This is a genomic window from Vibrio sp. 1978, from assembly GCF_033344345.1.
This window is the reverse complement of sequence record NZ_JAWPOP010000007.1, coordinates 129,231-141,590: the sequence shown is the minus strand read 5'-3', so window position 1 is coordinate 141,590 and position 12,360 is coordinate 129,231. Positions and strand designations below refer to the sequence as shown.

The following is a 12,360-nucleotide window of genomic DNA, read 5'->3' as shown; positions in this document are numbered from 1 at the left end:
TGATATTTTACCGTCTCAGCAATACATCAGAGTATAAAAAACCAATCTGGACCGGCTCTCAGTCCAGTTACTCCAGATTGGCATTACAAGTCAGGTTAGTGAGTTTCGTTCCCCAACTCGAGTAGAGTTGCGTTACCACCCACCGCGGTAATATTTATCGTTCGAGTGCGCTCAGTAATGAAGCGCAACGAGAGATGAGGATCATGAGCCAATTTCGGTGACTCTAAATCCGTTTCAGAAACTAAGCCGACGATTGCACCGTCACGCTTAGCTAGTTGAAGATTGAGCGCATGCTCAATCTGTGAACGCCCAACATAACCCACACTACGTACATCGCTCTCAAGCAACGGGGCAGACGCATCGTACGCAACAACCTGGACTAAGTTAGATGGGAAGTTTGCCAACGCTACAGCTTGCTTAACCAATTGGTTTAGCTCTGCATTGTCACTGCAAACGACCACACTGTTGCCTGCAATTAAGGCACAGGTGATCATCGCAAAAGCACTGTATAACGCATTATCAGCAGGCTCGATGTTGTTTTCACAAATCACCAAAGCCACACCGCGTCCTGCGGCATACAGTTCGTTAGTTTCCCCTGTAGGGCCAACTAACTGGTGAGTTTTTGCAAGAAGAGCTGATGCTTGTTGCAAGTGGTAAGAAACCACCTTGGCAACGGTAGACTGCTGCCCTTCTAGTGCAGATTTAAATGCCAGAACATGCTCGCATTTGTAATCAAAATCAGTCAGATTCCACTGCTCCCACGCAGAGAATGCATCTTTAAAATAGGTGATCTGATGAACCATAATGCGACTCCTTATGCGTTTTCTGCTTGAGCAAGAAGATGTTGAGTAAAGCGGAATAGGTAGTGTGGACCACCAGCTTTCGGGCCAGTACCCGACAAGCCTTGACCACCAAACGGCTGTACACCAACCACAGCGCCAACTTGGTCTCGGTTGATGTAGCAGTTACCTACTCGAGCATGTTTCTCAATCCAACGGTACGTGGTTTCGTTACGGCTATGGATACCCATCGTCAATCCAAAACCCGTTTTGTTGATCTGCGCAACCACGTTCGGTAATTCAGACGCTTTAAAGCGAACAATGTGCAAGATTGGACCAAATTGTTCTTCTTTCAGCACATCGATGCCCGAGATTTCAAACGCACTTGGTGAGACAAAGTCACCATGCTGGCACGATTCATCCAGCTGTAGCTGAGCGACTTTAGTCTGTGTTTTGCTCATTTGCTCAAGGTGAGCGAGGAGTTTTTGTTTTGCATTGCTGTCGATAACCGGACCAACATCTGTTTTGTGTAGGTAAGGTAAACCAACATGCAGTTCATTCATCGCACCCTGAATCAGGTTGATCATACGGTCTGCTACATCTTCTTGTACAAATAGAACACGAAGGGCAGAACAACGCTGACCAGCAGATGCAAACGCCGAACGAATCACATCACGCACCACTTGCTCTGGCAATGCAGTACTGTCCACAATCATTGCGTTTTGGCCACCTGTTTCCGCAATAAACGGAACTGGTTTCGCGCTGCGCTCCGCGAGCGTAACGTTAATGCGTTGCGCCGTTGCCGTTGAGCCAGTGAATGCCACACCAGCAATAGCATCATGAGAAGTCAGTGCATGACCGATCTCAGCGCCGCGACCAGTAAGTAACTGAATCACACCTGCAGGGAAGCCAGCATCAAGCATTAGTTCAATAGCGCGAGCGGCAATTAAGCTTGTTTGCTCAGCAGGTTTTGCAACCACTGTGTTACCCGCAATCAGTGCTGCCGTCACCTGACCAAGGAAGATAGCCAACGGGAAGTTCCAAGGGCTAATACACACAAACACACCAAGACCTTCACGGCTAGAAATGCGTTTCACACCATCAAAGCCTTCTAGCTCAAATGGCTGTAGGTTTTGCGCTTGTTTCGCGTAATAACGACAGAAATCCACCGCTTCACGAACTTCATCAATGCTATCGTGAATCGTTTTACCCGCTTCTTTGTGACAAATCGCCACCAGCTCAGCCAGGTTTTCTTCCATTAAGTCAGCAAGCTTTTCTAAACAAGCCGCTTTTTGCTCAACAGGAACGGTTTTCCAATCAGAGAAAGCAGTTTGCGCCGCATCAATTGCAGCGGAAACGTGATCAAGAGTTGCAAATGCCACTTTGCCGACTTCAATTCGGCGATCGTATGGTGCGGTGATGATCTCAGCCGCATTTTCCTTGATCATGCTTTCGGCAAAGCGTTCACCATTGATCATCGGGCCTGCAACCCACTGGTTGTCCATGAAGCTTTCGACCTGAGCTTCAAATGGCTTCGCTTCACTGTCGATGTCGATGTTGACGCCATATGAGTTCTTACGCTCAGGGAAAATGTCGGCAGGTAATGGGATCTTGTCGTTGTGTAGCGTGTCAAAACCCGTCAACACATCCACAGGGTGATGGGTCAACTCGTAAATTGGACAACGCGCATCAACTAGACGGTGTACAAACGAGCTGTTCGCACCATTTTCAAGCAGACGACGAACCAAGTACGGAAGAAGATCAGCATGACTACCGACAGGTGCATAAATACGTACTGGCTGACCGTACATTTTCATAACATGGTTATACAGTGAATCACCCATACCATGCAGGCGCTGGAACTCGTATTCTTTGTGCTCCGCCATGACAGCAATTGCCGTCACCGTGTGAGCATTGTGGCTTGCAAATTGTGGGTAGATATTACCGCGAACACCTTCGCTAAGTAGGAAACGAGCACAAGCTAGGTATGCAACGTCCGTCGCTTCTTTGCGAGTGTATACTGGGTAATTTGCATAACCCGCTTGTTGAGACCACTTGATTTCGCTGTCCCAGTACGCGCCTTTAACCAAACGCAGAGGAATAACGTCACCTTGTTCTTTTGCGAGTGCATTTAGCCACACCAAGACTGGTAGCGCACGTTTTGAGTAGGCTTGAATAACCAAACCAAACTTGCCCCAACCCTTCACAAGATCGCTACGGTATACTTTCTCAAATAGCTTCAGGGAAAGCTCAAGGCGATCCGCTTCTTCTGCATCGATTGTGATTGCAACGTCGACTTCAATAGCACGTTTTAGTAGTTGCATTAGTGAGTCATACAACTCTGTCATTACACGTTCTTCATTTGCGACTTCGTAGCGCGGGTGTAATGCAGAAAGCTTGATGGAAATCGAAGGCGCAGGGCTGGTGTCGTTACCGTAAGTCTCGCGACCCACCGCTTCGATCGCCATTAGGTAATCTTTGAAGTACTTGTTCGCGTCCGCTGTCGTTAACGCCGCCTCACCCAACATATCAAACGAGTAGGTGAAACCTTTGTCGCGCATTGGGCGACCGTTCTTCTGCGCTTCTTCTATCGTACGACCACGAACAAACTGGTGACCCATGATCTTCATTGCCTGATACATGGCTTTACGAATCACAGGCTCAGAGAATTTATTTACCAGACGGTTTACAGCCTGACCTGGGCTCTGGGTGCCTTGCTCACCAAGACCAACCACTTTACCTGTTAGCATGAGGCCCCATGTTGATGCGTTAACAAACACAGAGTCAGAGTTCTTCAGGTGAGATTTCCAGTCTGCGACACTCAACTTATCTTTAATCAAAGAATCTGCTGTCGCGGCATCTGGGATGCGCATTAATGCTTCTGCAAGACACATCAGCAAGATACCTTCTTGAGTATCTAAGCTGTATTCCAGCAATAAAGCATCAATCATCTGGATTGACTTCTTATCGGCACGAATGGCTTCGATAAGGTGGGTCGTTTGGGTAGTGATCGCCGATTTTTCATCCTCTGTCGGCGTCGCTAGTGGCAATAGTTGCTCTAGCCATTGAGACTCGTCCACCATATATAATGGCGAGATCAGTGACCACAACTTATCAAGCGGCTGCCCGATAAATTCCGGTGTCAACACGTTCGTAGCTGTAAACATGTGTGTTCCTCAATCTCACTCCTCGAAAACCGCTTCGAGGATTATCAATGGCTGGCAGTGTATTTTGAGGCCGATAAGAATACTTGTCAAAAACTACGACATTTTTGCCAAAAACTCGCTTTTATAACAAAACATCCACATAGTCACATTCAAATAGGTAATATTTTGTGTTGTAAATTTTAATTTTTTCATTGCATTCACAACAAAATATCAAGAATATCAATAAGATTTTTGTGAAGAGCTCGTTCTAAGAGAAAATGTAGGATCAAGTGGCATATCAACCACTGCAAAGAACAGAGAATTTAAAAAAACGAGAGATAGGTCACGTGAATAAAACATAAAAAAACCATGCATAGTGCATGGCTTCATTCTGATTGATGATTATTTGACCTAAAAAAACGCGTTGTTATCCAACTTGTTTTTTATAACGGGAAGGTGATATTCCCTGTAAGCGAGTAAAAGTATGAGTAAAAGTACTCTGGCTTGAGAAGCCAGTAAACTCGGCAATTTGCCCTAAAGAAAGGTGCCCTTGCTCGATTAATTCACGAGCCATGTCGATTCGCTTTCCGAGAACATATTGATGAGGTGTAATCCCCATCTGCTCTTTAAACAAGCAATGGAACTGACTTTCCCCAAGAAACACTCGCCCGGCCAATTGAGCCACACTAATCTTATGACTCAGGTGCTGCTCAATGTAACGATCAATCGCCTCCAAATCAAAGCGCGACTCTTTTCGACTGGTCTCAAATGCCGAGATATGGCGCTGCATTAACGCAATCACAGTGTCGTTACACGCACGACTTAACAGCAGGTCATCCGGATGGTTTCGCATTTCCTGAACCAACATCTGTATCAGCTTCTGAATTTGACTATCTAACTGGAAGTAGACATGGTCTCTCTCCAGGTTATTGATTTTTTGAAGCATTTCGGGATCATCATTTGTCGGTTTGGGCATATTCAGCACCAAAATATCCGATTGATTGATGACGCCACCGAAAGCATGATCAGAGCATGCGGTAACCACACAACCTTGACCAGGGCCGACAAGATTACCTCGCCCGCGCACTTCAAATTCGGCTTGCCCTTTTAAACCAATCACGATCTGCGTATAAGAATGATCGTGGCAATCCATATAAGACGGAAGTGTGATCAGCTCCGCCGGCTTTGGCAGCATAATCTCTTGATATGAAAGGATTTTTTGGTTATCTGAATCACTCATTTTAAACAGTCGTCTTTACACGGTCAGCTTACGTCTTCGCATCATATACCTTCTTTGTTGGGTTGCAACTTTTACCCAACTCAATCGACAAGATCAAATCAGCATGATCAATTTCATTTACATGATCATAGTTCCGGAACGATGATCATGCGAGGTTAATTTACGGTCAGTGAGCAACCAATTTTATTAACAAAAACGGATAGATAGGCAACACCTTACGTATACATAATCAATCAATGTAAAGATCCTTATTACCGAACAATCTGTTATTTTGTAAAACACCGTGCTCCATATTAGATAACTCGTCCCTGAAACGGATCGAAACCCACTCTTAAACTCAACATAGAGGGATTTCCCCCCTTACTAATATGCTTCTGATTCAATACATTAGTTATCGAGCTTTAAGATGCATACGATCTAAAGCTCTCGGTATCTCATTGATACCTCTAACTTACTTAGCAGACCCTCGCTAGGTAATTTAGAACCTCTTCTACACGTCGACAAGATTATATCTTGTGTTGCCAGCCCGTCTTCAGGCTGGCTTTTTTTTTCGCTTCTCAACAATGAAAACAATGGCATAAGCTGATATCATAGCGTTTGTCTCACTGTCCCTCTCATATGCTTAGGTGCTGCTCTTTCGCTCACAAGTGATATGAACGTCAACCACATTACAACTGAGTTGTAGGAAGCATGATCAAGGACGATACGAGTTGTAAGCCGAACATTGGCGGACATCCGTGAGCGCACATATCTGTAATGAAACAGACCATTTTCCCAATTAAACTCTTCGTTCCATTTCGTCGTTGTCTATGACTACCTGACGAAAACATCGAACACCACGAATTTAATTGGATTGAGCGCCAATCAACGAACGTGTTCTAGCAACGTAACTGCCTACTTGGCAACATCAATACGAGCCATGTAACACGGACGTCTCTGTATTGGTAAAAGCAGTATGTAGTGAGTCCTTTTGTGAATATTTCAGTCGATACCATAGAACAATCCCTCCTTAAACAGCTACCAGGTTGTTGGGGATGCAAAGATAAAGATTCGGTATTCCTATACGTAAACCAGGAATACGCAGAACTGTTAGGGCACACGTCGCCCGAGGAGTGCTTGGGTAAAACTGATTTTGATATGGCCAGCCCAACCACTGAATGCGCGCAAGAATTTCAACGCCAAGATAAACACGTTCTCGAAACTGGCGAGTCACTAAAAATTCTGGATATCCACCCTTATCCAGATGGCCGCTGGCGAGCACATATATTTACTAAAACACCGTGGCGAGATGACAAAGGCGACATCGTAGGCACCATTTTCTACGGAAGGGAACTCACCGACACCGCCGTGATTGAAGTCGGGTATTGGGTTTGTCGTGCAATCAGTACCAACCCAAATCAACAATCCATCTTTCGTTTTTCTGACTTACAACCAAAACCAGAGAAGCTCACATGCCGCGAGCAAGAAACGCTTTTCCTCTTGCTCTATGGCAAAAAGCCTCAATTTATCTCTCAGGTCATGGGCATATCAACAAAAACCGTTGAAGGTCACGTCGCACGCTTACGTAATAAGTTTGCAGCGAACAGCAAGAACGAACTAATAGATAAAGCAATGGAAGCAGGCTACGGCTCTGTTGTACCCAAAACGCTGCTTAAGCATCAATTATCGGTTGTGTTGAATGGAGAGCGATAATTCGCATCGCTTCTACCTACAAAAACACCGCCCCAATTCGGCGGTGTTTGTTTATTCATGAGGGACCATAAGCCTATGGCGCTAAACGATCAATGTCCCAACTTCCATCATGCTGGGAGAAAAGAAAACGATCGTGAAGGCGATGTTCGCCACCTTGCCAAAATTCGATGCTCTTTGGTTTTACGCGAAAGCCACCCCAAAAGGTTGGTACTGGTATTTCACCCTTAGCAAACTTTTGTTTTAGCTCTAAAAACTTACCTTCCAACACACCTCTGGCAGAAATACGGCTACTTTGTTTGCTCGCGATTGCGGCCAACTGGCTCTCTTTAGGACGAGAAGTAAAGTATTTCATATTCTCTACGGCGGTAAGCTTTTCAGCCACACCAGTAATATGAACTTGGCGCTCTAACGGATGCCAAGGGAAGTGCAAACTAATATTGCTGTTATGCTCTAGCTGCTGGGCCTTGCGACTGCCTAGGTTGGTGTAAAACACAAAACCATCTTTGTCGACGTTTTTCAATAGAACAATGCGTTGAAACGGCATGCCATTTTCATCAACCGTTGCAACTGTCATCGCAGTCGGGTCCGTTAAACCCGCTTCAACTGCTTGCTCTAGCCACAGATTAAATTGATCAATAGGATCAGCTTTCAAATCTTTACGACGCAGCCCACCTTTGGTGTACTCACGACGAATATCAGCAAGTTCCATCTTTACTCCTTCACTCGTTTTTGTCGATTGTGCTCCCGATACTGAGGAAATACAAGGACATCATTGTGCTTGTTATCGTTGCCGCTCACAGCATCACAGTGCGTCATTTGATACCATGACACAAAAAACCAGTGAGCCGATCGTGAACTTACTCAACCCCAAAGCCCTACGTCATTTTTTACTGCTACTGTGTGCCGTTGGCATTTCAGGGCTTGCGCTTACTCATCATTACGCAACTCAATACCAACATGATCAATGGCAACAAAAGCTAGAGAGACAAGCCGCGCAAGTATCACAAGAAGTGGACTACGAACTGGCAAAGTTTGAACAGATACCAAACCTATTAAGTCACGACCCAAGACTACTCAAAGCAGTCGAGCGCGGAACGCCCTCTCAAGAGCTCAACCTACTGTTATCAGATTGGTTGAAGCAAAGTTTGGCCGATACGATTTACGTTCATGACCGTACCGGGTTAGTCATAGCCTCAAGTAACTTTCAGCAAGAAGATACGTTTGTTGGCTCTAGCTTTAGCTATCGCCCCTATTTTAAAAATGCGCGACGCGGTGAGCCCGCTCAATACGTTGGATTAGGCGTACGCTCGAATAAACGTGGGTACTTCTTCTCATCTCCGCTGTGGGTAAATGAGGAAGTCGTTGGCGTGATCACAGTAAAAGTGAATTTGGAGCAATTAGAACAGCGCCTTTCGCAAACCACGACTGACGTACTCATTACAGATAAACACAATGTCGTGTTTATGAGCAATTTACCAGACTGGCGCTATCGTGCACTTTTCCCACTGTCATCGAGTGCAATAAATGAACTTACCGAAACGCGTCAATATGGCGATACCTTACCCGAATATTTTGGTGAGTTAACGGCACACAGTGGTGTCACAGAGTTTGATGACAATCAATTGCTTCTATCACCGAATTACCTCGCATACGCAACACACTTATTGGATAAAGGGTTTCGCGTCGTTGCCTTAATTAACCACAACAGCGTTCTTGCCGCCGTTTTACAGGCCGATATCGTCTTCCTGATCTTATATGCGCTCATTGCTCTAATTGCGTTAGCGTGGTTCCAAACCCTAGTTAACAAAGCACGCCTTGCCCATCTCAATGTGAGCCTAGAAGAAAAAGTAGTGCAACGGACACTAGTTCTGAGTGAAGCCAACCAAAAACTACAACAGACCATCCGCCAATATGAGCAAAGCCAACAAGAGCTTAAACAAACACAACAAGAACTGACACAAGCCGCGAAATTGGCACTGTTGGGCGAGCTATCAGCCAGTATTAACCATGAGATAAATCAGCCACTTTCCGCACTAAGAACCTATACCGAAAACTCGCAGCGTTTGTTGGCAATGGAAAAATACCCAATGGTCGCCGACAATTTGGGCAAAATGCTGACACTCAATGACACCATTTCGGAAGTCATTGCCCGCTTAAAAGTCTTTACTCGGAAAGCCACGCACGATTCACACAATGAAATCTCAGTACTGCACGACGCGGTACATACTGCCACCAGCATTTTGAGCAACAAGCTTATTAAGCAAGGAGTAACACTAAAAGTTCCGGCCATCGACTATGATGTGAAGCTGGCCATTCACAGCGTTGAATTAGAACAAGTGCTGATAAACCTCTTCCACAACGCCGCACAAGCGATGGAAAACCACTGTATCGATCCGCAAATATCCATTGCTGTTCAGTGTCATGATGACAGTTGCGACATTCTTGTTTCCGATAACGGACCAGGGATGTCAGACGAAGCCCTAGCAAAAGTGTTCGACCCATTTTTTACGACTAAGCCGGAGGGTCTTGGATTAGGTTTGACCATCTCCAAGCGGATTATAGAGAGCTATCACGGCTCCCTCTGTGCCTATAAACATCAGAACACAGAACAACAAGCAGGAGGGATGACCTTTATCGTGACGCTACCAATAGTCAATCAGAATAAACGTACCCCAGAAGTGGAAAACGACCATGAATAACCCAGTTTTCTTTGTTGATGACGAACCACACATTCGTGATGCCGTGTCTCAAGCCCTGCTGATTGAAGGGATAGACGTCACCTGCTTACCAAACGCAGTAGAAGCCTTACGCGTAATCGACTCAAATACGCCTGCGATTATCATTACCGATATCCATATGCCCGTGATGGATGGCTTGGAGTTTATGCGAACTTTGCGAAGCAAAAACGATCACTTTCAATTCATCGTACTTACTGGACATGGAGATGTGAAAACCGCGGTAGATGCGATGAAAAGCGGCGCGTACGACTTTCTAGAAAAACCGTTTTCAACGGAACAGCTCATGAAATCGCTCAACAATGCCAGCGATAAACTGAACTTGTTGCAAGAAAACATCTGGCTTAAGAAAGAGCTCGACATGCAAACTCATGTTGGTCCGAAAATGATTGGTCACAGTAAGGCCATGGTGAGCATTCGTCGCGCCTTGATCAGTGCGCCTACAAGCCAGCCGCTCATTTTTGTAGGTCAAGATGGTACAGGTCGCCGTCTCGCCGCACAATTTGCCCACGACATACATGCAACACCGGATAGTGAGCTAATCGCCGCTTCTGGTGAAGACCTCTATGAGCTTTCATTAGAAGCGCTCGACAAAGCCATACACCGCTTAAGTGAAGGAAAACGCCACTGCAGTTTGTACTTACATAGCGCAGAGCATGTATCATTTGAGCAATGGGAATACTTGTTCAAGCACCCAAAACTTGAACGTGTTTTTGGCGCGACCACCCAAGCCGAGCCGCCTCTAAAATCCCTGGCGACTCTAATTCACTTACCAACGCTCGATGAAAGAAAGGAAGATATAGGGCCTTTATACAAGCACTTTGTGCGCCACACCGCGAGCCGATATCAGTTACAGCCACCACATATCAGCCTAGAAGAAGTCAAACACCTCACCAGTCTCGAATGGCCAGAAAACGTTAAGCAGCTACGCCAATTTGCTGAACTTCGTGCCCTCAAGCCAGATACTTTTAGAATGGAAGATTGGAATAGTGAGAAAAGTCTTGAAATTCAGAGTATGACTCAGCGCACAGAATACTTTGAATATTGCTTGTTATTCGATGCATTGCAAAGACATCGCGGCAGACTCAAAGAGGTTCAACTAGAATTACAGGTATCACGCAAAACCTTGTACGACAAACTAAAAAAACATCAGTTGGATAAAGCCAAGTTCAAGGCGTAATAGCTATACTCCGGCGCTAATTATGCTTTTGTTTGATTTAGAAAGTGTAAGAAAGCTCATTTGAAGAGAGAATAACCCTCTTCTCATATTTTATTAGCCGAGCATGCTGACATGATCGGTTAATAATAATAAGATCAAAAAGATAATCCGTAATTATATAAGCAGGGACTGTGATGAGCCGAGATAACTACAACAAACTCAACGATGAAGAGTTGGATTTTGTTGATGACAAAACTGCAGCATTGCTCCTCAATACCCCCAACAGCGCGCGTTTTATGCTCTGGGTTATGGTGCTATTTTTCATTGCAGCAATAGGTTGGGCATCTTGGGCTGAAATCGACAAAGTCACGGTTGGTCAAGGCAAAGTGATTCCCTCCTCACAGATACAAGTAGTCCAAAACTTAGAAGGTGGCTTAGTCAAAGAAATCTTAGTCAAAGAAGGTCAGTTGGTTGAAAAAGGCCAACAGTTACTGCTTATCGATGACACCCGCTTTCGCTCAGATTTTCGTGAACGTGAGCAACAAGTTGCCAACCTTACCGCATCTGTGCTGCAACTATCCGCTTCTATTAACAGTGTTGCCGTTAATCGTGATTTTGAAACGGAAAACTGGCGTCAAAGTGTACTACTTGATTACGGTAAACTGACCTTCCCACCAACCTTGGAAGAGACTCGACCTCAACTCACACAGCGTCAAAAAGCAGAATATCGCGAAGATCTAGATAATTTACGCAACCAACTTTCTGTTATTGACCAACAAGTGCAGCAAAAGCAGCAGGACTTGGTAGAGATCCAAGCACGAGTAAGGAACTTGCGTCAAAGCTACCAATACGCGAAAAAAGAACTCGATATCACCAAACCTTTGGCAGACGAGGGCGTTGTTCCTCGTATTGAACTGCTCAAATTACAGCGCCAAGTCAACGATACCCGTCGTGAAATGACGTCCAGTGAGCTCAAAATTCCCGTATTGCAATCAGCGATTCGAGAATCCATGCTCAACCGTATTGATGTTGCACTCAAATTCCGCTCTGAACAGCAAGAGAAACTCAACAGCGCCCAAGACCAGTTATCTGCTTTGGTTGAATCAGCGGTGGGCTTGGAAGATAGAGTAAACCGAACGGTTGTGAATTCGCCAGTAACAGGCAAAATCAAAACACTGAACATCAATACTGTCGGTGGTGTTATCCAACCTGGTATGGATATCGTCGAGATCGTACCAACAGAAGACACACTATTGGTAGAGGCGAAAATTGCGCCAAAAGACATCGCATTTTTACGCCCAGATCTTCATGCTATCGTGAAGTTTACAGCTTACGACTTCACAAAGTACGGCGGTTTAGAGGGAGAGTTGGAACATATCAGCGCGGATACCACTCAAGATGAAGAAGGCAACAGCTTCTACATTGTTCGTGTACGCACCGAAAAAACAAACTTTGGTCAAGATGCAGATTTACCAATCATTCCAGGAATGACAGCATCGGTCGATATCATCACAGGGAAGCGAACCGTTTTGGAATATCTACTTAAACCGATTTTAAGTGCCAAAACGAACGCCTTGAAGGAGTAAACCACATTAAGATACTCGCGATA

Annotated in this window: 8 protein-coding genes; 4 read left to right on the top strand and 4 right to left on the bottom strand. The window is 45.2% G+C overall.

The features are described 5' to 3' along the window. Positions 1-95: 95 nt before the first annotated feature. The 3 genes from R8N49_RS09515 to R8N49_RS09505 form a co-directional block, all read right to left on the bottom strand. Positions 96-803: a 1-pyrroline-5-carboxylate dehydrogenase gene (locus R8N49_RS09515; RefSeq protein ID WP_186585569.1), complete on the bottom strand. Its 708-nt coding sequence runs from the start codon at positions 801-803 to the stop codon at positions 96-98. An 11-nt stretch (positions 804-814) separates the two neighbouring features. After that, the gene (putA, locus tag R8N49_RS09510; RefSeq protein WP_158173300.1) at positions 815-3,946 is read right to left on the bottom strand and encodes a bifunctional proline dehydrogenase/L-glutamate gamma-semialdehyde dehydrogenase PutA; all 3,132 of its coding nucleotides are present in this window, start codon (positions 3,944-3,946) and stop codon (positions 815-817) included. A 406-nt stretch (positions 3,947-4,352) separates the two neighbouring features. Then, positions 4,353-5,165: an AraC family transcriptional regulator gene (locus R8N49_RS09505; protein WP_025768702.1), complete on the bottom strand. Its 813-nt coding sequence runs from the start codon at positions 5,163-5,165 to the stop codon at positions 4,353-4,355. Between the two features lie 972 nt (positions 5,166-6,137). On the opposite strand from R8N49_RS09505, the gene R8N49_RS09500 reads away from it, so the two are divergent. Further along, positions 6,138-6,857 (top strand): PAS domain-containing protein, encoded by a 720-nt coding sequence (locus R8N49_RS09500; RefSeq protein ID WP_017820063.1) that lies wholly within the window; start codon positions 6,138-6,140, stop codon positions 6,855-6,857. Between the two features lie 73 nt (positions 6,858-6,930). Here R8N49_RS09500 and pdxH read toward each other — a convergent pair whose 3' ends face one another. Next, entirely contained in the window at positions 6,931-7,566 is a 636-nt protein-coding gene (gene pdxH / locus R8N49_RS09495; protein WP_005374570.1) for a pyridoxamine 5'-phosphate oxidase, read from the bottom strand. Between the two features lie 115 nt (positions 7,567-7,681). Here pdxH and R8N49_RS09490 point away from each other — a divergent pair, with 115 nt between their 5' ends. The 3 genes from R8N49_RS09490 to R8N49_RS09480 all read left to right on the top strand — a co-directional run bounded on the left by R8N49_RS09490 (position 7,682) and on the right by R8N49_RS09480 (position 12,337). Then, on the top strand, positions 7,682-9,556 hold the full coding sequence (locus R8N49_RS09490) for a sensor histidine kinase (protein ID WP_017634535.1): 1,875 nt from the start codon (positions 7,682-7,684) through the stop codon (positions 9,554-9,556). After that, positions 9,549-10,772: a sigma-54-dependent transcriptional regulator gene (locus R8N49_RS09485; protein ID WP_005383565.1), complete on the top strand. Its 1,224-nt coding sequence runs from the start codon at positions 9,549-9,551 to the stop codon at positions 10,770-10,772. Before R8N49_RS09490 ends, R8N49_RS09485 begins: the two co-directional genes overlap by 8 nt. A 173-nt stretch (positions 10,773-10,945) precedes the next feature. Further along, complete coding sequence (locus R8N49_RS09480; RefSeq protein WP_005374562.1) at positions 10,946-12,337, top strand: HlyD family type I secretion periplasmic adaptor subunit; 1,392 nt, start codon at positions 10,946-10,948, stop codon at positions 12,335-12,337. Positions 12,338-12,360 lie beyond the last annotated feature (23 nt).

Coding starts and splice junctions, on each gene's coding strand:
- R8N49_RS09515 (WP_186585569.1), bottom strand. CDS start 803: ATGGTTCATCAGATCACCTATTTTAAAGATGCATTCTCTGCGTGGGAG.
- R8N49_RS09480 (WP_005374562.1), top strand. CDS start 10,946: ATGAGCCGAGATAACTACAACAAACTCAACGATGAAGAGTTGGATTTT.
- R8N49_RS09505 (WP_025768702.1), bottom strand. CDS start 5,165: ATGAGTGATTCAGATAACCAAAAAATCCTTTCATATCAAGAGATTATG.
- putA (WP_158173300.1), bottom strand. CDS start 3,946: ATGTTTACAGCTACGAACGTGTTGACACCGGAATTTATCGGGCAGCCG.
- R8N49_RS09490 (WP_017634535.1), top strand. CDS start 7,682: ATGACACAAAAAACCAGTGAGCCGATCGTGAACTTACTCAACCCCAAA.
- R8N49_RS09485 (WP_005383565.1), top strand. CDS start 9,549: ATGAATAACCCAGTTTTCTTTGTTGATGACGAACCACACATTCGTGAT.
- pdxH (WP_005374570.1), bottom strand. CDS start 7,566: ATGGAACTTGCTGATATTCGTCGTGAGTACACCAAAGGTGGGCTGCGT.